Source organism: Nocardioides lacusdianchii, from assembly GCF_020102855.1.
Classification (GTDB): domain Bacteria; phylum Actinomycetota; class Actinomycetes; order Propionibacteriales; family Nocardioidaceae; genus Nocardioides; species Nocardioides lacusdianchii.
The window spans coordinates 58,544-84,096 of the sequence record NZ_JADHZD010000014.1 but is presented as its reverse complement, the minus strand read 5'-3'; the positions used below and the strand labels follow the sequence as shown (position 1 = coordinate 84,096).

21 protein-coding genes are annotated in these 25,553 nt (G+C 67.6%); 7 read left to right on the top strand and 14 right to left on the bottom strand.

Annotated features, from left to right (window positions below):
* Positions 1-91: 91 nt before the first annotated feature.
* From cysD to IRX98_RS17730, 6 genes are all read left to right on the top strand, one after another.
* Positions 92-1,006: a sulfate adenylyltransferase subunit CysD gene (cysD, locus tag IRX98_RS17755; RefSeq protein WP_224279021.1), complete on the top strand. Its 915-nt coding sequence runs from the start codon at positions 92-94 to the stop codon at positions 1,004-1,006.
* A complete protein-coding gene (gene cysN, locus IRX98_RS17750; RefSeq protein WP_224279019.1) occupies positions 1,006-2,301 on the top strand; it encodes a sulfate adenylyltransferase subunit CysN in 1,296 nt (431 codons plus the stop codon). Before cysD ends, cysN begins: the two co-directional genes overlap by 1 nt.
* A 160-nt stretch (positions 2,302-2,461) precedes the next feature.
* On the top strand, positions 2,462-3,583 hold the full coding sequence (locus tag IRX98_RS17745; RefSeq protein WP_224279017.1) for a polysaccharide pyruvyl transferase family protein: 1,122 nt from the start codon (positions 2,462-2,464) through the stop codon (positions 3,581-3,583).
* Complete coding sequence (locus IRX98_RS17740; RefSeq protein ID WP_224279015.1) at positions 3,580-5,043, top strand: lipopolysaccharide biosynthesis protein; 1,464 nt, start codon at positions 3,580-3,582, stop codon at positions 5,041-5,043. The genes IRX98_RS17745 and IRX98_RS17740 overlap by 4 nt, the downstream gene beginning before the upstream one ends.
* 332 nt (positions 5,044-5,375) lie before the next feature.
* A complete protein-coding gene (locus IRX98_RS17735) occupies positions 5,376-6,452 on the top strand; it encodes a Coenzyme F420 hydrogenase/dehydrogenase, beta subunit C-terminal domain (RefSeq protein ID WP_224279013.1) in 1,077 nt (358 codons plus the stop codon).
* A 51-nt stretch (positions 6,453-6,503) separates the two neighbouring features.
* The gene (locus IRX98_RS17730; protein ID WP_224279011.1) at positions 6,504-8,606 is read left to right on the top strand and encodes an acyltransferase family protein; all 2,103 of its coding nucleotides are present in this window, start codon (positions 6,504-6,506) and stop codon (positions 8,604-8,606) included.
* A 56-nt stretch (positions 8,607-8,662) separates the two neighbouring features.
* Here the strand turns inward: IRX98_RS17730 and IRX98_RS17725 are convergent, their stop codons facing one another.
* The 7 genes from IRX98_RS17725 to IRX98_RS17695 all read right to left on the bottom strand — a co-directional run bounded on the left by IRX98_RS17725 (position 8,663) and on the right by IRX98_RS17695 (position 17,799).
* Positions 8,663-9,859 (bottom strand): glycosyltransferase, encoded by a 1,197-nt coding sequence (locus IRX98_RS17725; protein ID WP_224279009.1) that lies wholly within the window; start codon positions 9,857-9,859, stop codon positions 8,663-8,665.
* A 1-nt stretch (position 9,860) separates the two neighbouring features.
* On the bottom strand, positions 9,861-11,069 hold the full coding sequence (locus IRX98_RS17720) for a hypothetical protein (RefSeq protein ID WP_224279007.1): 1,209 nt from the start codon (positions 11,067-11,069) through the stop codon (positions 9,861-9,863).
* A gap of 2 nt (positions 11,070-11,071) precedes the next feature.
* A complete protein-coding gene (locus IRX98_RS17715) occupies positions 11,072-12,262 on the bottom strand; it encodes a glycosyltransferase WbsX family protein (protein ID WP_224279005.1) in 1,191 nt (396 codons plus the stop codon).
* Between the two features lie 5 nt (positions 12,263-12,267).
* Entirely contained in the window at positions 12,268-13,095 is an 828-nt protein-coding gene (locus IRX98_RS17710) for a glycosyltransferase (protein ID WP_224279003.1), read from the bottom strand.
* Positions 13,095-14,075, bottom strand: a complete 981-nt coding sequence (locus tag IRX98_RS17705; RefSeq protein WP_224279000.1) for a glycosyltransferase — start codon at positions 14,073-14,075, stop codon at positions 13,095-13,097. Before IRX98_RS17705 ends, IRX98_RS17710 begins: the two co-directional genes overlap by 1 nt.
* Positions 14,076-14,266: 191 nt before the next feature.
* Positions 14,267-16,150, bottom strand: a complete 1,884-nt coding sequence (locus IRX98_RS17700) for an LTA synthase family protein (protein ID WP_224278999.1) — start codon at positions 16,148-16,150, stop codon at positions 14,267-14,269.
* 119 nt (positions 16,151-16,269) lie between these two features.
* Entirely contained in the window at positions 16,270-17,799 is a 1,530-nt protein-coding gene (locus IRX98_RS17695; RefSeq protein ID WP_224278997.1) for a sugar transferase, read from the bottom strand.
* Between the two features lie 282 nt (positions 17,800-18,081).
* Here IRX98_RS17695 and IRX98_RS17690 point away from each other — a divergent pair, with 282 nt between their 5' ends.
* On the top strand, positions 18,082-19,440 hold the full coding sequence (locus IRX98_RS17690; protein WP_224278995.1) for a helix-turn-helix domain-containing protein: 1,359 nt from the start codon (positions 18,082-18,084) through the stop codon (positions 19,438-19,440).
* 21 nt (positions 19,441-19,461) lie between these two features.
* Here IRX98_RS17690 and IRX98_RS23180 read toward each other — a convergent pair whose 3' ends face one another.
* From IRX98_RS23180 to IRX98_RS17660, 7 genes are all read right to left on the bottom strand, one after another.
* On the bottom strand, positions 19,462-19,584 hold the full coding sequence (locus IRX98_RS23180) for a hypothetical protein (protein ID WP_268929027.1): 123 nt from the start codon (positions 19,582-19,584) through the stop codon (positions 19,462-19,464).
* 309 nt (positions 19,585-19,893) lie between these two features.
* Positions 19,894-21,372, bottom strand: coding sequence for a sensor histidine kinase (locus tag IRX98_RS17685; protein ID WP_224278993.1), 1,479 nt, complete (start codon positions 21,370-21,372; stop codon positions 19,894-19,896).
* 97 nt (positions 21,373-21,469) lie between these two features.
* Entirely contained in the window at positions 21,470-22,954 is a 1,485-nt protein-coding gene (locus IRX98_RS17680; RefSeq protein WP_224278991.1) for a sensor histidine kinase, read from the bottom strand.
* 135 nt (positions 22,955-23,089) lie between these two features.
* Positions 23,090-23,392, bottom strand: coding sequence for a DUF1416 domain-containing protein (locus IRX98_RS17675; RefSeq protein WP_224278990.1), 303 nt, complete (start codon positions 23,390-23,392; stop codon positions 23,090-23,092).
* Position 23,393: 1 nt separating this feature from the next.
* On the bottom strand, positions 23,394-24,242 hold the full coding sequence (locus tag IRX98_RS17670; RefSeq protein ID WP_224278989.1) for a sulfurtransferase: 849 nt from the start codon (positions 24,240-24,242) through the stop codon (positions 23,394-23,396).
* A 74-nt stretch (positions 24,243-24,316) separates the two neighbouring features.
* On the bottom strand, positions 24,317-24,793 hold the full coding sequence (locus IRX98_RS17665) for a DUF4395 domain-containing protein (RefSeq protein WP_224278988.1): 477 nt from the start codon (positions 24,791-24,793) through the stop codon (positions 24,317-24,319).
* A 277-nt stretch (positions 24,794-25,070) separates the two neighbouring features.
* Positions 25,071-25,544: a TlpA family protein disulfide reductase gene (locus tag IRX98_RS17660; protein WP_224278987.1), complete on the bottom strand. Its 474-nt coding sequence runs from the start codon at positions 25,542-25,544 to the stop codon at positions 25,071-25,073.
* Positions 25,545-25,553: the final 9 nt, after the last annotated feature.

The following is a 25,553-nucleotide window of genomic DNA, read 5'->3' as shown; positions in this document are numbered from 1 at the left end:
TGGCCGACGACACCCGGTGACGCGAATTCACCGAGGCGTGCGCCGTCGCTACGATGGGCGCTGCTGTCCCTAGAGAGGTCCTTGCCACGTCATGACCAACACCCACGTCGACTACCAGCTGAGTCAGCTGGACCAGCTCGAGGCAGAGTCGATCCACATCTTCCGTGAGGTCGCCGCCGAGTTCGAGAAGCCGGTCCTGATGTTCTCCGGCGGCAAGGACTCGATCGTCATGCTCCGCCTGGCGGAGAAGGCGTTCTTCCCGGCCAAGCTCCCCTTCCCGCTGCTCCAGGTCGATACCGGCCTGGACTTCGATGAGGTGCTCTCCACGCGCGACTCGTGGGTGGAGCGGCTCGGCGCGCGGATCATCGTCGCCACGATCGACGAGGCGATCGCCGCCGGTCACGTGGTCGACGACGGCAAGACAAGCCGCAACCGCATGCAGATCGGCACGCTGCTCGGCGCCATCGAGGAGAACGGCTTCACCGCCGCCTTCGGTGGCGGGCGCCGCGACGAGGAGAAGGCCCGCGCCAAGGAGCGCGTCTACTCCCACCGCGACGACTTCGGCCAGTGGGACCCCAAGATGCAGCGCCCCGAGCTGTGGAGCCTCTACAACGGTCGTATCCACGCCGGAGAGCACATGCGGATCTTCCCGCTGTCCAACTGGACCGAGCTCGACATCTGGCACTACATCCACCGCGAGCAGATCGAGATCCCTTCGATCTACTTCGCCCACGAGCGCGACGTCATCGAGCGAGACGGAATGCTGCTCTCCCTTGGCCCGGAGATCCAGCCCAAGGGCAACGAGCAGGTCGAGAAGAAGATGGTGCGCTTCCGCACCGTGGGTGACCGCACCCAGACCGGTTGCGTCGAGTCGGTGGCCACCGACACCGCAGCCATCATCGACGAGATCGCCATCGCGCGTGTGACCGAGCGTGGCGCCACCCGTGGCGACGACCGGTTCTCCGAGGCCGCCATGGAAGACCGCAAGAAGGAAGGCTACTTCTGATGGCCAGCACCCCCCAGACCTCTGACTCCCACACCATGGCCCAGGGCGAGATGGACCTGCTCCGCTTCGCGACCGCCGGCTCGGTCGACGACGGCAAGTCCACTCTCATCGGGCGGCTGCTCCTCGACTCCAAGTCGATCTTCGAGGACCAGCTCGAGGCGGTGGAGTCGACCAGCCAGTCCAAGGGCTATGACTACACCGACCTGGCGCTGCTGACCGACGGCCTGCGCTCCGAGCGCGAGCAGGGCATCACGATCGACGTGGCCTACCGCTACTTCGCCACGCCCACGCGCAAGTTCATCATCGCCGACACCCCCGGCCACATCCAGTACACCCGCAACATGGTCACCGGCGCCTCGACCGCCGACCTCGGCCTCGTGCTGGTGGACGCCCGTCAGGGCCTCACCGAGCAGTCGCGCCGCCACGCGGTGCTGCTCTCCCTGCTGCGGGTGCCGCACCTGGTGCTCGCGATCAACAAGATGGACCTCGTCGACTGGTCGCAAGAGGTCTACGAGAAGATCCACAAGGAGTTCACGCAGTTCGCGACGAAGCTCAACATCCCCGACCTCGAGGTCATCCCGATCTCAGCGTTGCAGGGTGACAACGTCGTCAACCGCTCCGAGAACACCCCGTGGTACTCCGGTCCCACCCTGATGCACCACCTGGAGCACGTCCACGTCGCGTCCGACCGCGACCTGGTCGACACCCGGTTCCCCGTGCAGTACGTCATCCGCCCCAAGTCGGACGCCTACCACGACTTCCGTGGGTACGCCGGTCAGGTCGCCGGCGGCGTGCTGAAGAAGGGCGACGACATCGTCGTGCTCCCCAGCGGGATGCCGTCGAAGATCGCCAAGGTCGAGCTCTTCGACCAAGAGGTCGCTGAGGCCTTCCCGCCGATGTCGGTGACCGTCCACCTCGAGGACGACGTCGACGTCTCGCGCGGCGACATGATCGCCCGTCCGAAGAACGCGCCGAAGCCCAGCCAGGACATCGACGCGATGATCTGCTGGATGACCAACGAGCCGCTCAAGCCGCGGCAGAAGCTGGCCATCAAGCACACCACCCGCACCGGCCGCGCGATGGTCAAGGACATCCAGTACCGCTTGGACGTCAACACTCTGCACCGTGACCAGGACACCAAGGAGCTCGGCCTGAACGAGATCGGCCGCGTCCAGCTGCGCACCACCGTGCCGCTGCTGTGCGACCCGTACTCGAAGAACCGAACCACCGGCTCGTTCATCCTGATCGACGAGGTTACCGGCGTCACCGTCGGCGCCGGCATGATCAATGGCTGATAGCAGCACCCCTCACACCACTCCCCTCCACCGTCGTCTGGCTCGCGCCGCGCTGCGGCCTGCCTGGCGTCTGGCCCGTCGTGTCCCGACGCGGCTGGCGAACGTGCCTGCGGTCCTATCAGCGGAAACCCGGCAGGACCGACGGACCGCGTCTGGTCACGTGCGTTCCGGGGAGCGATCGGGGCACGTCCTGATCGCCACCGTCGGCCTCGGCAACATCGGCGATCAAGCGATGCTCGAGGCGTTCCTCGACAACTCTTCGGGACCGGTCACGGTCATCGTGGCCCGTCCCGGAGCGCTGACAATCCCGTCACGGCACTCCGGTAGGGCGACGCTGGAGCACCTCCCCAACCTGGTGGACGGGTTTCCCCTGCGTCGGCGAGCGTCACGGCAACGCTTCCTCGCGCTCGTGGGTCGAGCCGCGACGTGCTCGGTCGTGGGCGCGGACATCATGGACGGCGGATACGCGCCACGCGAGGCAGTACTGCGGTGCTCCGCGCTGGAGATGGCCCACGCCGCCGGCGCGACGACGGCGGTGATGGGCTTCAGCTGGAACGGTCGGCCGCACCCGGCCGCCGGATCGGCGCTCGCGCGCATCGCTCCCACGACGCACCTCTACTCCCGTGACCCGTTCTCGGCGGCGCGGCTCCGCGAGCAGGGCATTGCCTGCACGCAGGTGTCCGACATGGTGTTCGCCTTCAACCAGAGCTCAGCGCCCGCCGACCTCTCGGCCTGGGCGGAGGCGCAGTCCGGACGCCGGCTCGTCATCGTGAACGCCAGCGGGCTGCTGGCATCGGTTGACCGGACGTCGCAGTACCAGGAGCTTGTGCGCGAACTGAGGCGGTCCGACGTGGCCGTGCTGCTGCTCCCTCACGTCCTCCGGGCCGGTGACGATGACCTGGCTGCCTGCACCCAGATCTACGAGGACTTCCGCGACGACGAGGCTGTCGCCCTCGTCTCGCGGCAGCTCGCCCCGGCCGAGGTGTCGTGGCTCGCTGCCCGCGCGGATGCTGTCTTCACGGCGCGGATGCACCTGTCGATCCTGGCCCTGAACCACGGCACTCCGGTGTGCGTGGTCGCGACCCAGGGCAAGGTCGAGGGGATGCTGTCCATGTTTGACCTGGAGCAGTACGCCCTGCACGCCGGCCCCGGCTTGGCTGTCGAGGCGGCGTCCGCGCTCACGGCGCTGATGAGCGACGACCTGCGTCCCGGCCTGCGTCAGTCGCACCAGGACGTCGCCAAGCTCGCCCGCCTGCAATTCGACCACGTCCGCGCTTCGTGACGGCCGAGGGGGGCTTGGTCTCCAGAGCCCTCCGAGGGGGCACGATCACGGTATTCGGACAGGGCGCTCGGATCGCTCTGCAGATCCTCGGGCTCGTGATCCTGTCCCGGCTGCTGGAGCCTGAAGCCTTCGGTGTCGTGGCGATCGCGCAGGTCTTCGTGACCACCGGTGACGTACTCCGCGACCTCGGACTGACCCCCGCCGCAATCCAGGCCGACACCCTCAGCCGACAGCAGCAGTCCAACTTGTTTTGGCTCAATGTCCTGCTCTCGACCGGCTTGGCGGCGGCCGGGGTCGCATTTGCCACGGTCGCGGACGACATCTTCCGCCAGTCAGACCTCGGCCTGGTGCTGGCCGCGCTGATGCCGCTGTTCCTGTTGAACGCCGCCCAGTCCTCCTTCCAGATCGACCTAATCCGACGTTCGCGCTACACGCAACTCGTGCTCGCCGACGTGGCAGGACAGGCGGCCGGGCTCGTCGCTTGCTGCGCAGCGGCTCTCGCAGGTTGGGGCTACTGGGCGCTTGTGGCACAGGCCCTGACAGTCAGTGGTGGCGCCCTCGTTCTCAAGGGCATCTTTAGCCGGTGGCTTCCAGTGCGCCCGGCCAAGAACGCCGGAACCCGTCCACTTGTGGTCTACGGGGTCCAGCTGAGCGCGGCGCAGATCCTGTCGCTCGTTGCCAGCAACGCGGACACTGTCGCCCTCGGATACACTGCTCGCACCGCCGACGTCGGGTACTACAACCGCGGCTACCAACTGCTTAACGCGCCCATGCAGCAGTTGCTCGGCCCCCTCTCGAACGTCGCCGTGCCGCTACTCGCGCGCGCAAGGCACGACTTCCCCACCTACACGACGTACCTGCGACGGGCCCAGACACTCATCGCAGCACCCATGGCTTGGTTCTTCATGACGTGCGCCGCCCTCGCCGGCCCCATCGTGGGCGTCGTACTGGGAGATGGCTGGGAGCGCACCGGGCAGGTGTTCCAGGCACTGGCGATCGGTGGAGCCTTCCAGCAACTCAGCTTCATCAGCTTCTGGGCGTTCCTCTCACTCGGCCTCACCCATGAACTGGTGCGCTACAACGTCGTGACCAAACTCGGGACAGTCGTGGCCATTGTGGTCGGGGCGCAGGGCGGTCTGGTGGGGGTGGCGTGGGCCGTCACTGCGAGCTTGGCTGTCTCCTGGTTGATCAACCTCTGGTGGCTGTCGCGCACTGCGCACCTCCCCAGCCTGCAGTTCCTGCTCTCAGGCGGGAGCTTCGTCGTCGTTGCCACGGTGACTGCTGCCGCCGCTCGATACATCTACGACGCCCTCGCGTCGTTCCAGGAGCACGCGGCGCTCGCCGCCGCGGTAGCGACCTCAGGCGGACTTTATCTAGGCCTCCTGCTTGCCATACCGACCGTGCGACGTGATGTCCTTCCCCTTGTGGCCATCCTGCAGAGGCGCTTTAGCCGATCGTGAGCACGCACGCGAGCGCAGGTCGCGGTTGGCCGGCCCGTCCAACCACACTCAACGAAGGTAGGCAGATGGTTCACCGCATCGAGGACGTTGTCGAACGCGGGATGTGCGTTGGGTGCGGCGGCTGCGGGGCAGCGACGTCAGGCGCGATCCCCATCACCATCGGCCGTCACGGGGTCTTTAAGGCATCACTTGACCACGTGTCCGAGGACGACCGGCGTGCTGGGTCTCGCGTGTGTCCCTTCTCCGACGAGTCCGCAGACGAAGATACGCTAGGTGCACCTCGGGGACCTGCCGGTCTGGCTTCCGATCCTCGCATTGGCCAGTTCTCGAAGGTGGCCGCCGGACGGCGGTCCGCCGACCACTCCCTGAAGGCCTCCTCCTCGGGAGGCCTCACCAGCTGGACCCTGGGCAGGCTGCTGGAGAGCGGCCAGGTCGACGGTGTCATCCACGTCGGATCGAGCGACTCCGCAGGCGGGCTCTTCGAGTACGTGGTCTCGGAGACGCTGGAGGAGGTGGAGGAGCGTCGCAAGTCCCAGTACTACTCCACGAGCATGGACCAGGCGCTGCTCAGCGTCCGTGGCAACGGTCGGCGTTACGCGATCGTCGGAGTGCCCTGCTTCATCAGCGCATCGCGCCGCGTATGCCAGCAGGACCCTGAGCTCGGTAGGCAGATCGTCTTCTTCGTGGGCATCGTCTGCGGCCACCTGAAGAGCCAGTTCTTCCCCGAGTCCTTCGCGTGGCAGCTCGGCGTGCCGCCCGACCGGCTCGCCTCGGTCGACTTCCGCGTGAAGAACGCAGATCGTCCGGCGTGGGACTACGACTTCGCGGCGGTCGACAACCACGGTGAGCGCTACCAGCGACGCAACCTCGACCTTCTGGGCGCCAACTGGGGTCACGGCGCGCTGCAGCCCGAGGCCTGCAACTTCTGCGACGACATCTTCGCCGAGACGGCAGACGTTGTCTTCGGCGACGCGTGGATGCCCGACTACCAAGACGACTGGCGCGGGACCAACGTGCTGGTGAGTCGCAGCCGGGACATCGACCTGCTCCTCGAGGAAGGCGTCCGAGCTGGCGAGATCACCCTCGACGACGTGGACCCGGACGACGCCGCGGCCTCGCAGGCAGGGAACTTCCGCCACCGTCGCGTCGGCCTCTCCGTGCGACTCGCTGACGACATCGGCAAGGGGCTGTCCGTCCCCACCAAGCGAGTGGCACCAGGCAGCGAGTCCGTCCCCCTCCCCAGGCGCATGCTCATCCGCCAGCGACGGCGCATGTCTCGCGTCAGCCTGGTCGCCTTCGCCCGAGCCAGGAAGAGCGGTGACCTCTCCGACTACACCCGTCCGATGCGTCGCGCCATCCTTCGCTACAAGGTGATCGACAAGCTCGGTCGACGGCTGGCACGGAGGTAGTTGACGAGCATCGCGGTCGTCCCTTCCCAAGGCCCTCTGGAGGCCCTGCGGATGAGGCCCGCACGACGCTCTGGGGTAAGGTCGCCGCTCGTGGGGGACTCGGGCAAGACGGCTGGTGCTGGCGCGCGCCGCGCAGACATCCAAGGCCTTCGCGCAGTCGCGGTGCTGCTGGTGATCGCAGATCATGTGTTCGGCCGCCCCGTCGGAGGCTTCGTCGGAGTCGACGTCTTCTTCGTGATCTCTGGGTTCCTCATCACCGGGCTGTTGATCAACGAGGGTGAGAAGACCGGGCGCATCTCGATCATCGGGTTCTACCAGCGACGCGCTCGGCGGATCCTTCCCGCCGCGCTCCTGGTGCTCGCAGTGACCGTGGCGTGTGCGAGCCTGATGTTCTCCAGCACGCGTTACGAGTCCACTCGATCCGACGTCGTCTGGGCACTCGTCTTCCTAGAGAACTGGCACCTCGCTGCGGCCGGCACTGACTATTTCCAGTCCACGCTTCCCCCCTCGCCGGTCCAGCACTTCTGGTCGCTGGCCGTCGAGGAGCAGTTCTACGTGATCTGGCCGCTGCTCCTCATCGGCCTGCTGTGGGGAGCCCGGCGTGCTTCGGGCCGAGGTGGCCGTGTGCGGGTGCGAGTGTGGGCCGGCGTCTTTGCAGGCGCCGTGGTGGCGATCTCGTTCGCGTCGGCGCTGTTCCAGTCATCTCACGAGCCCGCCGTGGCGTACTTCTCCACCATTGCGCGTGCATGGGAGCTCGGCGTGGGCGCGGTCGTCGCCATCGCCGGCCCTGCAGTCATGGCGCGGGCGAACGGAGCGGCTCGCAATGGTCTCGTCGCGATCGGCCTGCTGGGGCTCGCGGCGTCGGCTGTGCTGATCGAGCCTGACGATCGCTTCCCCGCACCGACCGGTGCCATCCCGGTCCTCGCGACCGCCATGATCCTCGCCGCCGGGATCGGCGCGAAGCTGCCCGTGGCGACGACGCGGCCACTCGGTTCGCGGCCGATGACGTACATCGGCGCGATGTCGTACTCCCTGTACCTGTGGCACTGGCCCGTGGTTATCTTCCTCGGATCGACGATGGAGCCCTCGCCCCGCTTCTACGTGGCAGCGCTCGGGCTCACCGCGATTGCGTCGATCCTGTCCTACCAGCTGGTCGAGCAGCCGTTCCAGCACCCGGAGCGACGTCAGCGACGCTACGTGCTTGCCGGTGGAGGTGTTCTCGGCGTTGCGCTGCTGGCTGTCAGCGTCCTGGCGCCCACCACCGCAGGGCTGCTGACTCCCGAGGAGCAGGAACGTCAGGCCCAGGCTGCGCAGCAGAGAGCGCGAGAGGCGGCCGACGGAGACTGGCTGCAGGTGGCGCTGAAGGAGGCCGTCGAGAGCACCGAATTCCCTGCGCTCTCCCCGTCGCTCGACGCACCCGGGACCGACATCGCACCCGAGATGGCCGGCGACACGGGCTGCCTGAACCCCGAGCAGTTCTCCCGCGAGACCTGTGCTTACGGTCCAGTCGACGCCGCGGACACAGCGGTCGTCGTCGGGGACTCCGTGGCTGTGTCGTGGATGCCCGCCGTGAGAGCCGCACTTCCAGGGTGGCGCGTGCACGGCGTCGGACTGTCCAACTGCCCCTTTCCCAAGCTCGACATGAAGCTCGACATCGCGGCAGAGGACGACCGGTGCCGCAATGACTACAGCGACGTCGTGGACCATATCGTCGACATGCACCCCGACGTCGTCATCGCATCGAGCGCAGAGTTCGCCATCACGCGATTGGCCTCGGGTGCAGTGGGCCGCGCGGCGACGGAGGAGTGGCGCGACGGCGTGGAGATGTGGCGCGACTTGCTGGAGCCCTCTGGCGCCCGCTTGGTCATCCTGAGCCCGAACCCCTCCGGTCCCGATCCCAGCGAGTGCTACAACCGGTTCGCCTCGCCCGGCGACTGCGCCAAGGTCGGCATCAGCTCGCAGTGGAGCGACAAGTCCGCGGCGGAGAGCGGCTTCGAGGACATCGACTACGTCGACACCAGCAGCTGGTTCTGCTGGGACAACGTGTGCCCGATCTTCGCTGCCGGAACGACCATCCGATGGGACCTGATGCACCTGACGGCGAGCTACGCCGAGCTCATGGCTCCGCGGCTCCGTGCGATCCTCGTCGACTAGACACACGCACCGCGGTTCAGCCGGAGAGGCGGACCGCCGGAGCGAGCGCCGCCGGCTCACATCGCGTCGACGATCTCCAGGTACTCCGTCGACAGCGACTCCATCGCTGCGCTGAAGTCCAGCTGCGCACGGACCTGCTCACCGGTCAGGGCTGCTTCGTCCAGCGCCGCGGGCGGGTCGCCCAGGATGGCCACGACCCTCGCGGCGAATCCGGCGGCGTCGTCGTAGGACGGCAACGATGTGTCGGGGAGGAAGTCCTCGAGCCCCTCCATCGCCACCGACGTCCCCACCGTGGGGAAGCCGAGCGCCATCGACTGGACGACCTTGAACTTCAGGCCGGCGCCGCGCAGGAGCGGCGCCACTGCCAGCAGGGCGTCGCAGTAGCCGTCCAGGATGGACGGGAGGTAGCCCGTGAAGGAGACGTCGTCCGACGCACGGGCCAGCAGGTCCTCAGGCGGACGGGCGCCCGCGAAGCGTACGTGCGCGTCCGGGACCGCGTCGCGGACCAGGGGCCACACCTCGTCGAGGAACCAGTGGGCCGCCTCGGAGTTCTCCGAGCGGAAGAACGCGGCCGAGAAGACCATCGTGCGCGACGTCGGGTCCGGCTGAAGGTCCTCCTGGACGAGATCGACGTAGGGAGGGGCCACGACTCCGGGCGCCGTCACCCCGAGCTTCCTGGCGGTGTCGAGGTCCGACGCCTTGAAGGCCAGAAGCCTCGCGCAGTGCGCGAGCTCCTTGCGTTCGCGGGCGATCACGCGGGGCAGCGCCAGCCGCAGGGACCAACGCTTCGCACCACGCGCCGCCTCGGCATTGCGCCGCACCGACTGCGACCGCAGGTCGTGCGCCAGCGCCACGATGGGCGTGCCCGGTGCGACCTCGGCGAACCAGCCGGCATAGCCGTAGATGTCGTGCCACTGCAGGTCGATGACGTCCGCCTCGCTCGCGACCGCAGCCAGGGACGCCGCGTCGGTCCACCTGCGGGGGGAGACACCGTCGCGTCCGCTGAGGAGCATGACCAGCCTGGTGGCGAGCTTCGACCGCGCCGGGACGTCGTGCAGCGTCACCGCGATGTCCGGGTCGGACAGGGACAGCTCGTCTCGTGCCCGCTCGTTGTCCGCATTGCGCGGAGCGGCGAGGCTCACCTCCCAGCCGAGGCGAGAGAACTCGTGCAGGTAGTGGTAGATGTACGACCCACCCGCGTGATCGATGCCCGACCACGGCACGTAGGGCGCAACACAGAGCAGCGTGGTCACGTCACTCCACCCCCGCTGGAGATGCGGTGGACGGGGCCGTGGGCGGGGCGAACGTGAATCGCTCGGCCACGCTCGACCCGACCGAGCTTGAACGAGTACCTGCTCCGTAGGCGAGCACGAAGTACCAGACCACGATGATGAATCCGTTCTCGATCCTCACGAGAAGACCCTCCGTCGCGCAGTAGGCGGAGGCGGCCGTCAGAAAAGCCACCTCCGCATGTCTCCGCAGCCCCATCAGCCGCGTCACCGCACGCCAGTAAAGGCAGAGGAAGAGCACCAACGCGACCACGCTAGCGCCGACCAAGAGGTGGGCGTAGGAGCTGTCCACTGGGTACGGGAAGCTCTTCACTGACGTGCTGAGGACGATATCGGAGACTCCGACGTCGTCGACGAACCTCGCGAAGTAGTCCGGACGCTGGCTGAGCACCTGGTCGATGCGTGGGCTCACGTCCGCGACCGCCAACCACATCGTGAGCGCACTGAGCACGAGGGGAAAGGCCGCGTACATCCAGGCGATGCGCACCAACGGGACCACGAGGAGAAGCACCAGGAACATGAGGAATGCGGCGTAGCCGCCGCGGGTGTCGGCTTGGGTGTAGACGTAGGTCGCCGCTCCCAGCGATGCCGCAACGGCGACGGCGAGCTGCAGCCGACCGAGGTACTTCTTGGCGTAGAGCACGGCGAGTGCACAGGCACCGAACGCGACGTTGAAGAGGAACGGGATGCTCTCAGCGCCGAAGTTGTGCCGTGCGCGCAACGCGCCGTCGTAGTCGGTGACGACGACGTCGTCGGTGCTCAGCCCCACTGCCAGCAAGGCGAAGATGAGGGCGAACGCGACGATGGACGACAGCGCCGCGAACCCGAGGAAGAACCTCTCGGACACCTGAGCGGCGAGCAGCGCCAGGGCGAGCACGAAGATGATGGACAGTTGGTCCTGGTTGCCCCGCACGACGAGGAGCAACCCCGCCCAGAGCACCCAGAGGGCCGGCCACCACGGCAGACGTTGCCAGCTGACGGCCAGACCGACGACGGCGAGGAGGAGTACCCCCGCACGGACGACGTTCTTCAGCGGACCGCCGTCAGTGAGCACCGTCTGGATCACGACCGCATTCGCCCCGAGGACGAAGAGGCAGAGAGCCAGCGTCGTCCTGGTGACGGCGAGGCGGCGACCGCCGGAGCCATCCGCTTCGCTCAGGTCACCGTCACTCATAGTCACACCGTCCCTCGGCGGGTGCGGCGCGCCCGACGAAGCGCGAAGGCCACGCCGCGGACGTACTTGAGTACCGTGGTGGCACCGACGAGCACCAGGCTCCGCGCGTGGGGCAGTCCGGGGCGCCCCCTCCTCAGGGTCGCTGGTGCGCCAGTGACCTCAGCACCCGGTCGCGTCGCGGTGAGGTAGGCGTTGCCGTGGGTCGAGTCAGGCTCCAGGTAGGCGCCCTCCGCCCACTCGTTCCACGCGTTGATGAACACCAGGCCGTCGGCGCCTCGGTCGCGCTCCTCGGCCTGCCTCGCTCGCTGCAGCCACTCGGCGTAGCGCCGTGGCGACGACCCGACGTAGATGGTGGCCTTCGGGCCCCGACGCGCGGTGTTGTCCCACCCGGGCATCACGCCGCGGTGACGGACGAACGCGGCGGGCTTGCGGTTCTCGTAGACCTTCGCGAGCTTGTCGTAAGACAGCAGGCGACCGCGGAAGTCCTTGGCGAGCCCGGGGACGGGCGCGAGCTGCGCAGACCCGAGGGTGTTCGACCCGACGGGCGGGAACTCCGCGACCGCATCGAACCCGAAGTCCTCGCTGCTCAGGCCGTGCTTGGTCTCGGAGGCCACGAGGTAGAGGCCCCCGAGTCCGGCCTCGCTCGCCATGGCTCGCATCTCCTTCGCGAACGACCCCGGGTCGGGAATGAGGTCGCTGCGGTGGATCACCAGCACCGGAGCGCCCTGGTGACGGAGGTAGTGGGGAGCCTGGAAGTGAGGGAGGAGGTCGGTGAACAGTCCGCGGGCGAAGCCCGGGCGATAGTTCTGCGGGGCCAGGACCTCGCTGTCCTTGCCGTCCCAGCGACGCGTCCAGCTCTCGTTGGCCCACGACAGGCAGTACGGCAGGAGGTCGGTCCGCTCGCGCCAGCTGTCGATCGGCTTCTCAAGGAGCCGCTGGCCGTCGAACCAGTAGAAGTACATGCAGAAGGCATTGACGCCGTTCGCGCGGGCGAGCTCGCTCTGCCGGGTGCCGACGGAGGGATCGGTGAGGTCGTACTCACCGAGAGCCTGCGCCACCCGAGGGTGGTCGTGGCCGTCGAACTGCGGAGTCGCTCTCCGCACGTTGACCCACTCGGTGAAGCCAGCACCCCACCACTCGTCGTTCTCGGGGATGGTGTGGAACTGGGGGAGGTAGAAGGCCAGGGTCTTCACGTTGCTCATTCTGTCGGTACCGGACACCAGAGGTTGTCGTGCAGCGCGCCGTAGCCGCGCCGTGCGAGACGGCGCGCCTCGCCACGGCGCGATCGTGGAGCCACGAGGAACTCCGGGTGCGCTCGGAAGAACGTCTTCATCGAGCCGAACTCCCGACGCCACGCCGAGACGTCGAGGCGCGAGGTCGCGCGCTGCCACGAGTGGGTCCAGCGGGCCCGCGGATCGACTGCGACTGTCAGGCCCTGCTGCCATGCCCGCAGGCCGATCTCGTGGTCCTCGTAGTAGAGGAAGTAGTCGTCGTTCCACCCACCGAGGTCACGGAAGACATCGGTCCTCGCACACACACCCGCCCCCATTGCCCAGGCAATGTAGGTCGGGACCGTGTGGCCGGTGCGCGCATAGGCGCGTCCGCGCTCCGACTCCGGGGACAGCCGGTTGCGGATCTTGGAGGAGAAGTACGGCAGACCGCGGGTGCTGGGCTGCTCACGACCGTCGGGATAGACGAGCTGAGGGACGACGAGCCCGCCGGTCCGTCCGATCGTCTGCTCGAGCGGAGCCTGCCAGCCTGATCCCACGCGGACGTCTGGGTTGGCGAAGCCGACAAAGGTGGTGTCAACGTGCTCGAGCCCCAGGTTGTTCGCGGCCGCGAAACCCGTGTTGGCCGAGTTCACAAGGCACAGGTCGGCCAGCTCGCGCGCCAGCTCGACGGTGCCGTCGGTCGACCCGTTGTCCACCACGATCCAATGGAAGTCGCGGGGCTCTGCATCCACCCAGTGGGCGGTGAGGTCGTCCCTGCTGTTGTAGGTGACGGTGATCAGGGTCCAGTCGCTCATCAGCCCACCACCGTCATCTCGTGCGTGAGTCGCGAGGGCCTGAGCGACGCCCATAGCGAGCCGACCCAGATGGCGAGCGTGCGCTGCGCTCCCACCTCACGGCGGGCGAGGCTGCGCGCTACGACGCGGAGGAGGCCGGGACGACCGGGCATCAGGAACGGTGCGATCTCACGCGACGCGGCGGCGTCCTCCTGCAGCCGACCAGCCAGCGTCACAGCCATGGTCTGGCGCCACCCCCACCGCTCGACCGCGAGGCGGTCCAGCATGTGCAGAGGGTTCCGTGAGCTGCCGGCCAGCGCACGCAAGCGAGTGCCCGGATCGCGCCGATTCTCCTCGCCCAACGCGTTGGCGCCGTGCTGGACATAGTCCTGGACGTCCTCGCTCAGGAACGAAATTCGGCCACTCCCAGCGGCGACGACACCCAGCCAGTGATCGTGATAGGCCGCGGGAGTAGGCGGTGGGAACGGCAGCGCAAGGTCGAGGACTTCGCGCCGAAAGAGGGCGAGGCTCCCGGTCACCTGGTTGTCCATCAGGAGGGCCGGCAGGGGTACGTTCCGGCGGTTCGTCATTCCCAATCGGCCTCCCTCGCGGTCAACTAGTCGCGCCTGCCCGATTACTGCCATTATCCCATCCTCATCGAGGGCAGCAACCATCCGTTCAAGCTTGTCCACGTCCCATGAATCGTCTTGGTCAGACAGCGCGAACCAAGGCGCGTCAGGAGAGATCTCCTCGACCAAGCGCTCGAAGTTCCGATAGATCCCGACGTTCTCCGGATAGCTATGCAAGACAAACCTGTCATCGCCTCGAATGAGTTTGCCGACAAGCTCGTTCGCCAAGCTGTCGGAACCGTCGATACCGATGTGACACAGCCAATGCTCTAACGTCTGAGCCGCGATGGATCGAATTTGCTCCGCAAGCAACTGCGCATCGGGCTTATACACCGCGAGCGCGATGGCGCCGGTCCGGTTGACCGTTAGCATTGTGCCCTCGTCTCGTTCGCAGTAATAAGGAATCGAAATTGCGCCTCGACCGGAGTCTTCTAAATTCTGCACAGATCTTCCACGTTATGCTCTGAGCAGCAAGGTCGTCCCGCGAGCACCTATGGAGGACATGCTCACGGGTCGCAGCGGGCTGACTAAGTGCTCGCATCGGAGGGAACTCTCACAAACGCCTAATCCAGTTTGTAAAACTCTTCAGCAAATGGGCTCTGACCCTCGATCTGGTCGTACTGGATCAGCCGGTACTTATCAAGGAGGTCTCGCCCGTCCGAGGGTAGGTCGTTCAGAGACGTCTCCTCGTGCTCGCCGTTCAGTGTCAATTGAACTCCAAGAGCTGGCACCTCCTTGCGAACATCATTTAAGAATGCCATTAATGGAGTTACGGGCGATTGCATCGCGGACGACAAACGGCCCGCAAGGTGCGCAGGGCCAATAGGGCCCGAAACGCTAGCGTCCTGCAGGTCTATATTGCCAAAGATCATCCATGGAGTCTCATACCGCTTCAGTGGCTCATTATTCGTCATCACCAGCTCGGGCCAAAGTGGCGGCAGGTGGTCGCCGTACAATACAACCACGGTTGGCTCACTAAGCCGGTCTATTTCTCTCACAAACTCTTCGAGCGCATCATCACTGTGTTTGAGCCCTCGCAGATAATGACCGGCAGCGGTCGATACCTCCACATTCAAATCTGGCGCCGCGCGAACTCCTATGGGGTCTGGATACTTTCCCTCATAGGGGACGTGGTTCTGCATCGTCACCACATTAAGCAGCATCGGATCACTGGATGCTTGAATCTGTCGGATCGCTTCGTTATACACCGCTCGATCACTTACGTAGGGGTAGGTCGCAGGATCACCAAGTCGTTCGGCGCCGGGCATGTCTGCCTCAAACGTCGCCGTGTCGAAGCCCAGCAGCGGATAGACACTGCGCCTTTGATATGACCCCCCACTGAAGGGGTGAATCGCCGCTCGAGCATGCGCCTCGGCTCCGATCAGGCCCGCAAACTCGGCAAAACCTGACCGCCCGGGGAGCAAACTCTGAAACGGCGTGCGCGCCTGCGCCGCTAGATTGGCGACGCTAAGGCCCGTTAGGACCTCAAACTCCATGTTGGCCGTGCCGCCCCCGTAAGCATTGGAGACCAACGAACCCGAGGGGTTGTCCATCATCAAGGCTCGGGTGAAAGGGATGGGGTCTTCGTCCAGGACTAGTCCGTCCAAGTTTGCTGGGTCCGAAAAAGACTCACTCAGGACGACTACGACGTTAGTTTCTGCGAGCGAATCGGAATTGCGCCCGGCGTTGACGATTGCCGCTCGATCGGAATACGTTTCGAGCAGGGCCTCGACAGCCGCTTCATCGTAGTCGTGTGGCCTATCCATCGGATCTGTCGGCATATTGTAAAGCATGCCAGCCACGAATCCGTTCGACTGGTAGTTGCGCATCTGGTCCCAGAAAATCCATTCAACTCCTGCCGCCTCATACGCACGGCGCAGCGGATTGCCGTCATTGTTGAAGGAAGCAGCTAAAATGGCTAAGGAAGCGCCTGCAATAACATATGCCGATCGCAGAAGAAGCGGACTTCGTTGCCCTCTCCGCCGCTGCCGAAGGTGCCAAGTGGCCACTAGCACCAAAATCGCCAGCGTGACCACACAAGACACCCATGCAATCCATGGGTTGATTCCTGCGCTGGCAAGGAGCAGTCTGGCTTCGCCGAGATAGGTTACGTCCGTTGGAAGTAGCGGTTCATACCTGAGAGTGGATTTGTAGTAGTTCGCCACCAGCGACGCAGTCGCCGCAAGCGACAGCAGCACGTAAGTCAATGCGCGCGACCCCGTGAGACCTAGTATGAAAAGCGAAATCATCCACACTATGCCCACATTAAGCCCAAGGACCGCAGGGGAAAGTGACGACATCCCTTCACCGAGAGAATGCAGCCGCTTGAAGAGCGCCTCGACCGCGAACACACATACGCTGGACATGAACGCGGTCGTGATTAGGTCCTGACTCACGGACTTCGTCGCGATCCGATGAACCGGAGTCAAGATTTTCTTGACGCGCATTTCAAGTAAGCTCGTTGCATTCCTGGCCGTCGGCCCCTTGCGATCTATAGGCATATCTGGAGCCGATCAAAGCAGGCCAGCGTCTTTTCGTGCGTCACTAGTGTCGCAACCCTCATCAACTAATAGGCCCCATCGGACACCACGACAGCCTTGGCAGTGCGCCACAGGATCATCAAGTCCGCTGTCATCGACCAATTTTCCACGTAGTGCACGTCGAGCCGAATCGCCTCTTCATAGGACAGGTCGGATCGGCCGGACACCTGCCACAGACCGGTCATCCCGGGGAGCACGCTCAACCGTCGAGTGGCGACGTGGTCGTAGCCGTCGACCTCGAAGTCGCGCTGCGGACGCGGGCCGACCAAGCTCATGTCGCCCTTCAGGACGTTGAGGAGCTGGGGCAGCTCGTCGATCGAGAAGCGGCGGATGAAAGCGCCCACCGTGGTCACTCGCGGGTCACGAGTGAGCTTCGGCAGCTCCGCGAGCGTCCTGCCTTCTGCGGCAAGCAGTGCCTGCAGCTCGGCGTCCGCGCCGACCTTCATGGAGCGGAACTTGATCATGCCGAAGGTTGCCCCGTCACGACCCACGCGCTCCTGCCGGTAGAACACCGGGCCCGCGCTGGTGAGCTTGACCGCGAGTGCCGTGGCGATGAAGAGCGGCGAGATGAGGAGCAGGATGACGCAGGCTCCTACGCGGTCGAAGAGCGTCTTGGCGAGGCGGCTCGCGCCGGCGTACTGCGGCTCACTGAGGTGCAGCAGCGGCATCCCTGACACGTCGTGCAAGGTCATCCGCGCTGACGAGACGTCGAGCACGTTGGGGGACAGCAGCAGGTCGATGCCGGTGCCCTCCAGCTGCCACGTCAGGTCGCGTAGCGATTCGTGGCCCAGGTGCTCGGTGTCGGTGACGACGACCGCCTCGGCTCCCGAGGCGGCCAGGGCCTCGTCGAAGTCCACGTCGGCCGACATCATCGGCACCCGCCGCAACTCGGGGCTGAACGGGGTGGACAGGTGGGAGTTGTTGTCCGGCACCCAGACGCCGCTCACGACGTACCCACTGGCCGGGTGTCGGGAGAACCATCGGGCCAGAGCGTTGGCAGAACGCTCGCCGCCGACCACCAGGACACGTTCGAGCGACCGGCCCTTCGCGCGCGCCCTCTGCAGACCCACCCGCGCGACCTTGCGCGCTATCAGCAGCCCCACAAGACCCAGGGGAAGCGCGATGGCGATGTAGAGGCGCGACGCGTCGATCTTGAAGGCGACCGACACGAAGGCAAGCACGGCGAACGCGCGGAACGTCGCGACCAGCACGCGGCGATACTCCTCGGCCCCGTTCCCGATGATGCGCGAGCTTCGCACCCTGTGGACCTGCAGGGACGTCCACCAGGCGACGGCAAGCGCGATGCCCAGGACCGGGTAGGGCACGTACAGGCCGTCGACCGGAGGTCCCGAGGTCGCGCCGAAACGGAAGACCTGGGCTGCCATCAGCGCGACGAGCAGCACCACGAAGTCGGCGACGAGGAGGCGACGCTTGTAGGTGCTGCGCCAGTCGGCGCCGGGTGCATCGTGGGCGACAGGCTGCACGACGGGGGCACGATTGCCGTGCACGAGGTCGACACCGTCATGGTGAACACGGAAAAGGTCGACCTGCGTCATTCATCCCCCACGGATGCCTTGCTCTCACGATCACGTTGATCGCGGCTCCTACCTGAACCGACGAGGTCCCGGAAGGTCAAGAGTATGTTGACATGGCGTGCAGGTGTGGCCAAATTCAACCAAGGCCATCGATGAATCCCCGCACCTGCTCCCGGACAGCGTTCTCTGCAACGCGCCGGATGCAAGCGGCGGACCAGGCAGCGGCGATGTCGTCAGGACAATTTTGACGGTCTCTTGACTCAATTCGACACCCGGGTGGTGAACGTGCCGCACAATGTCGGCATGGAAGCGCGTCATGCCGAGCTGCTGGGCCGCACCGACCGTGAGGCGCTGGGTCGCCGACTCAGGTCCGCGCGCCAGGCACGCGGCTTCACCCAGGGCCAGGTCGCGGACGACCTGATGTCGGTGGCCTACCTCTCCCGCATCGAGAGCGGCCACCGCCGGCCCACCGCCCCCGCCCTCGAGACCCTGGCCGAGCGCCTCGGCGTCTCAGTGGACTCGCTCCTCGGTGAGCCCGAGCGTCACGTGGTCGACGAGATCCGCCTCGCCCTCGACTATGCCGAGCTCTCGCTGGAGTCGGGCCAGCCCGAGGACGCCGAGAAGCACCTGCAGCAGGCGCTGGACACGATGTCGACCTCGCGCATGACCGGTCTGCGCGACCGCGCCCGCCTTCTCCACGCCCGCGCCCTCGAGGCCACCAACCGCGAGGACGACGCCGTCATCGAGCTCGAGGCGCTGATCGACGACCGCTCGACCGACGGTCTGACCCGGATCAAGGCCGGCATCGCGCTGTGCCGGATCTATCGCGAGACCGGTGACCTGGGCCGCGCGATCGAGTGCGGCGAGCGCGTGCTGTCCAACGTGGAGGAGGCGGGTCTCGACTGCTGCGACGAAGCCGTCCAGCTCGCGGTCACGCTCGCCGCCGCACACTTCGAGCGCGGCGACACCGCCCACGCCGTTCGCATGTGCCGCAAGGCCATCACCAGCGCGGAGTCGCTCGGCTCGGCGCGAGCTCGCGCGTCGGCCTACTGGAACGCGAGTGCCATGCAGGCCCGACGCGGCGACGTCGCGGCGGCGGTCCCGCTCGCAGAGCGCGCACTGGCGCTGCTCGGTGAGGGCCAGGACGCCCGCAACCTCGCCCTGCTGCGGGGCGAGGTGGGCCGGTTGCAGCTCGAGCTCGACCCACCCGCCATCGACGACGCGCGGCACAACCTCGAGCAGGCGGCGGCCGAGATGGAGTGGAGCCCCTCTACCTCGTCGGACCGGGCCCAGGTGCTGCTCGGCCTGGCGCGAGCCGCCTTCCTGTCAGGAGACGTGCCGACGAGCCGCGACCTGGTCGCCCAGGTGCACGCGGTTGCCAACGGCCACCTGCCCCTTGCCGAGGCCGAGGCATGGGCCCTGCTGGGTAGTACATATGCATCCGATGGCGACTCGGTCGAGGCGAGCACGTACTTCCAGCGAGCCGTGCTGACCCTGTCAGCCATCGGTGCCGACAGGGCGGCCGCCCAGCTGTGGTTCGACCTGGCCGCCCTTCTGGACGGCGTTGGCCTCACCGAAGCTGCGTCCGACGCCTATCGACGTGCCGCGGCGTCGACCGGGCTGCGGGCGCGCGTGGGGTCCCCCACGTTCGCCCGCAGCTGAGCCTGCGGGACCGTCAAGCGATCAGCAGCACCAGCCCGTGCGGGCCTGCTGCTTGTCCTGACCCGCCTCAGCGGGTCCGGCGAAACCGGCCAGGCTGACGAGCGCGACGGCGGCGACGAAGATGCGAGTGGCCTTGCGGTTCATGATGTCTCCAGGGGCTAGGTGTGCTGTGTGGGGTGGTGGCAGGTGTCCCGAGCCCCTGCCTGAAGAAACTTTGTCAAAACTAGTGCCGAGTGTCGTCCGCTTTGGCAAACTTGGGCAAGTCCCACTGGCAAATCACTGGATTCGCCGGGACCCGCCTCGCGAGACCCCACCCTTGCGAGACACGCGCCGGACCCCACCCGGTCGCCGCCCGGACCCCCTGCCCTCCCGCAGGGGGTCCCCGCACGTCCGGGCGTGCCGAGGCGCACGGCCCCCGTCGGGGACCGCGCGCAGCGACCTCTCAGCGACCTCTCAGCGCGGCAGGGCCACCCGCACGGTGGTGCCGGCGCCGGGAGCGCTGTCGAGCGACACCTCACCGGCGTGCGCCTCGACGATGGTGCGGACGATGTCGAGGCCGAGTCCTGCGCCCGGCACCTGGAGCCGGCGCGCGTTGGCGCCGCGGAAGAAGCGGGTGAAGACGTCGGCCACGTCGAGGCGGTCGATGCCGACCCCCTCGTCGGCCACGGTGAGCACGACATGGCCACGGTCCTCCGACAGGGTGACGCGGACCAGGTCGCCGGCCCGGCTGTAGGCGATGGCGTTGGCGAGCAGGTTGTCGAGGACCTGTCGCAGCCGCATGCCGTCGGCCACGGCCACCAGCGACGACGGTCCGTGCCACTCCACGCGTACGCCGGCGCCGTACGCGTCGAGCCCGGCGGCCTCCACCGCCTCGCCGAGCACCGTGGCGACGTCGAGGCGGTAGGGGTCGATGACCGAAGAGCCGGCGGACACGCGGGCGGCGAAGAGCAGGTCGGCGACCAGGTGGGACATTCTCAGCATGTTGCGCCGGGCGGCGCCCACCTGCTGGTGCCCCTCGGCGGTGACGTCGCCGGAGTCGTCGAGCAGCTCGAGGTAGGCCAGCGCGGACGTCAGCGGCGTACGCAGCTCGTGGGACACCATCGCGACGAAGTCGTCCTTGGCCCGCACGGCCCGCAGGAGGTCGGTGACGTCCTGGTGGGCCACCACGGCGCCCATGAGGCGTCCGATCCGGTCACGGACCGGACGCGCGGAGACCGACAGGGCACGCCGGGAGTCCGGGTCCTCCCCGACCATGAGCAGCACGCCGTCGAACTGCTCGCCCCGCGCGGCGCGCACCGAGGGCAGCTCGTCGACGGGCAGCCGGCGCCGGTCGACGTCGTAGACGTGGGCGCCCGCGCCGGCATGGCCGTCGTGCCCGCGCGGGTAGGCCAGGTCGAGGATGTCCGACAGGCGGTTGTTGTAGGAGAGGTAAACGCCGTCGGCGTCGACCTGGAGCAGGCCGGCCGCCACGGACTCGAAGAGCGCCTCGGTGCGGCGCTGCTCGGCCTCGAACGCGGCCTCGGCCGCGTCGAGCCGCTCGACGAACGCGTGCCGCTCGGTGATGTCGGCGACCTGGGAGATGAAGTGGACGGGCGATCCGTCCGGCGCGCGCAGCAGCGCGACCGACAGGTCGCCGATCACGACGGTGCCGTCGGCGCAGATGTAGCGCTTGGTGATCCGGTAGGAGCTGATGTCACCCGCGATGGTCCGGTCGAGCAGCCGCAGGTCGCTCGCGAGGTCGTCGGGGTGGGTGATCGACTGGAAGTCGAGGGTGGCGAGCACGTCGGGCTCGTAGCCGAGCATGTCGCACAGCGCTGCGTTGACGGTGAGGAACGCCCCGGCGGGAGAGACGAGCGCCATGCCGACGGGCGAGTGCTCCATGGTCAGCCGCCACAGGTCGTCCGTCTCGGCCACATGGGTCTGTGCCGTCACGCAACCCTCCTTCGCACGCACCGCCGGGATGCTCACCGTACGAGTGGGCGCACCCCTCACTCCGTTACTTGGCGAAACAGTGGCAAAACTGAGGGAATCAGCAGGGCAGCTGCACGCGCACCGCGGTGCCCACGCCGAGGTTGCTCTCCACGTGGATCTCGCCGCCGTGGGCCTCGATGATCGAGCGCGCGATGCGGAGTCCACGACCGGCGGTCGGGAGCCGCTCGCGTTCGGTGTCCTGCTCGACGAAAAGGCCGCTGCCGAAGAGCGCCGCGCCGTCCCGGTCGGCCACTCCGTCGCCGTCGTCGACCACGGACAGCACCACGTGGCGCCCCCGGTCGGTGAGCGTGGCGTCGACCCTCACCTCGTCCCCTGCGGACCCGACGGCATGCGCGATCAGGTTGTCGATCGCATGACGCAGCTGCATCCCGTCGCCGATCACGGGCATCTCCTCGGCCATCCGGCCCACCAGGCGTACGTCCTTGCCCGCCGCATCGACCTCGGCGGCCGACAGTGCCTCGCGGACGAGCGCCGCGAGGTCGATCCGGTAGCGGTCGACTGCCGGCGTCCCGGTCGTGGCGCGGGCGGCGTAGATGAGGTCGTTGACCAGCATCGCGAGGCGTCGGGAGTTGCGGCGCACCGCACCGAGCTGCAGGCGGATGTCGTCGCTCAGGCCCGGAGAGTCCTCGACGAGCTCGAGGTAGGCCAGGGCCGCGGTGAGCGGCGTACGCAGCTCGTGCGACACCGCCGCGACGAAGGACTCCTTGACCTGCGTGGCACGGACCAGGTCGGTGATGTCGGTGCAGGCCACCGCGGACCCGACGGTGGCGCCCGTCCGATCGCGCACGGGCCGGGCCGTGACGGACAGCGCCCGGCGGTGGCGCGGCTCCGCGCCGATCCACACGACCGCGTCCTCGAAGGGCTCACCCGCCGCCGCCCGGGTCGAGGGCAGCTCCTCGGGCTCGAGGAGGCGGCTCTGGTCGGCGGTGAAGACGAAGCCGGGCTGTCCCGCGGTCCCGCCGTGCCCGTCGGGGTAGGCCATCGCCATGATCTCCCGCTGACGACGGTTGAGCGCGACCGTGTTGCCGACGGCGTCGAAGAGCAGCAGCCCCGCGTCCACCGCCTCGAAGACGGCCTCGGCCCGCACGTGGGCAGCCTCGATCTCCTCCTCGGCAGCGTCCAGGCGCTGCTCCAGCGCGTGACGCCCGGAGAGGTCGACGACCTGAGCGATGATGTGGAGCGGTCGGCCCTCGTCGTCGCGCAGCAGCGCCACCGACACGTCGCCGAGGACCGCGCTGCCGTCGGCGCGCAGGCAGCGCTTGACCATCCTGAACGAGCCGACCTCGCCGATGAGCATCCCGCGCACCGACTTCACGACCAGCTCGAGGTCGTCGGGGTGGGTCACGGCATGGAAGGAGAGGGTGGCCAGCGCCTCCGCATCGTGACCGAGCATCTCGCAGAGCGCCCGGTTGGCCGTCAGGAACACCCCCTCGGTGGACAGCAGCGCCATGCCCACCGGCGAGTGCTCCATGGTCAGGCGCCAGAGGTCGCCCGAGTCCCGCACGTCCGTGACAGACGCCATCACGACCTCCTCTTCCCCTGCAAGGACGGTAAGCGGCCGAGCGGCACCGCTCCTGTTCCTGCAGGAGAAATGGGGCAAAATCGGACGAACCGCCCCGCACGTGGAGTGGGGGCGGTCCGTCGTCGAGCTCGTGGATCAGGCGCTGACGAGCACCTGGACCTCGGCCACGGACCCGGTCGCCGCGACGACGCGGGTGTCCACCGGCTGCGCCTTGGGCGCCAGGGTGCGCAGCGTCCACTCGCCGTCACCGGCGAAGAAGCGGAAGTGCCCGGTGGCCGACGTCGGCACCTCGGCGGTGAACTCGCCGGAGCGGTCGAGCAGGCGCACGTAGGCACCTGCCACCGGCTCCTCGCCCCTCAGGACCTGCCCCTGGATCACCGCCTCCTTGGCCACGTTGACGCCGTCGAGCGACAGCCCGCCCTCGGTCGCGCCGCACATCTCAGGCCTCCCCGGGCTCGTCGCCGAGGGCGACGGGGACGCCGACGAGGGAGCCGTACTCGGTCCACGAACCGTCGTAGTTCTTCACGTTGTCGTGCCCGAGGAGCTCCTTGAGCACGAACCACGTGTGCGAGGAGCGCTCGCCGATGCGGCACAGCGCGATGGTGTCCTTGGAGTCGTCGAGGCCGGCGGCGCCGTAGATCTCGCGCAGCTCGTCGTCGGACTTGAAGGTGCCGTCGTCGTTGGCCGCCTTGCTCCACGGCACGTTGATCGAGGTCGGGACGTGACCGGCGCGCTGCGCCTGCTCCTGCGGCAGGTGGGCCGGGGCGAGAAGGCGTCCGGCGTACTCGTCGGGGCTGCGCACGTCGACCAGGTTCTGGGTGCCGATCGCCGCCACCGTCTCGTCGCGGAAGGCGCGGATGGAGTGGTCCTGCTCGGTGGCGGTGTACGACGTCGCGGCACGCTCGGGCAGCGCGTCGGTCAGCTCACGGGAGTCGAGCTCCCACTTCTTGCGGCCGCCGTCGAGGAGCTTGACGTCCTGGTGGCCGTAGAGCTTGAAGTACCAGTAGGCGTAGGCGGCGAACCAGTTGTTGTTGCCGCCGTAGAGCACGACGGTGTCGTCGTTGGACACACCACGCTCGGACAGCAGCGCCTCGAACTGCTCCTTGCTGACGAAGTCGCGACGGACCTGGTCCTGGAGGTCGATGGTCCAGTCGAGCTTGATGGCGCCACGGATGTGGCCCTTGTCGTAGGCGGTGGTGTCCTCGTCGACCTCGACGAGGACGATGCCGTCGGTGTCGAGGTTGTCCTCGACCCACTGGGCGGTGACGAGCGAGTTCTCGCGGCTCATGGTTGGTGTGCTCCTTCGGTGGTGAAAATTCGTTGGTCGAGGAAGGACGAAGTCCTGTCACGAGACCCGGTTGGTCAAACGGTGGAGGTGACGCGTCGGACGAGCAGGTAGACCTCGCATCCCAGGCAGAAGGCGAAGAGGGCGTTGAGCAGGGCGGCGACCAGCGCGAAGCCGACCGCGACCTGCCCGAGCACCGTCGCGCCCGCCAAGAACGCGACGAGGCCCACGAGGGCGAAGGCGAGGCCGACCGCCTGGGCGAAGCGCGGAGGCTCCGGCGCCTCCCACTCAGTGGGTGCCGCCAGGCGTGGCCGGACGAACGTCCGGAACAACCAGGCGTGCGGCGTGGCCTGGACCCCGCGCACCGCACCGACCGCGAACAGTGCGGCCTGGACCGCGAGCAGGACGATGTTGGCGGGCGAGGGCAGCAGCAGCACCGCCACCAGCACGACGGCGGTCAGGGCTGCCGCGAGCTGGGGGCTGCGCGGGTCGATCGCGCCCGCCGGACGACCGGCGGCGGTCGGGGCGGAGCGGGGCGTGGCGGTGGTGGACATGTCTCTCCCGGGGTGGTCGGCGCGGCACGAGGCCAGGCGCGCTGGGGGCAACCCAGCGCCGAGTCCCACCGGAGCAGGCCTCTCGGTCGGGAGACGGCTGCGCTCAGGTCAACGGCGGGACGTCACGACATTCGACACAGCGCCGAGCGCACGCGGCAGTGGTCCACTGCGCGGCGCTTGGTGAGCATGGTCGACGACATGCCCACGACAGTAGGCCGTCCTCGTCGCCCGCAGGTCGCCAGTCTCATCATGTGGTCCCTGCATCCATATCGTGAGATCAGACCTGCGCCAGCGCGCTCAGCACCTGGTCGCGCGACGGCGCCCCGGTCGCCCGGGTCACCTCGACGCCCGAGGCGTCGAGCACCACCGTCGTGGGCGTGCGCAGGATCCCGAAGGCGCGGGTGGCGTCGAGGTGGTGCTCGGCGTCGACCTCGACGTGGCGCACGCCCTCGACCAGGTCGGTGACCTCGGACAGCACCCGACGCGTGGCTCGACAGGGAGCGCAGAACGCACTGGAGAACTGCAGCAGCGTGGCGCGGTCCCCGAGCCGCTCGCCGACGGCCACGACGAGCTCCGCGCCGGCGGGTGCGTCAGCAGACCCGGCCTCGGCGGTCGATCCTCCGTCCGCCACCCCGGCATCACCGCGTACGACGTGGGTGCCGCGGAAGCGCCCGTCGGTCGCGAGCCGCCAGAGGCCGACGACCAGGGCGAGCGCGACGGCGCCCGCCGCGATCCATGCTCCCGTGCTCATGACGGACCC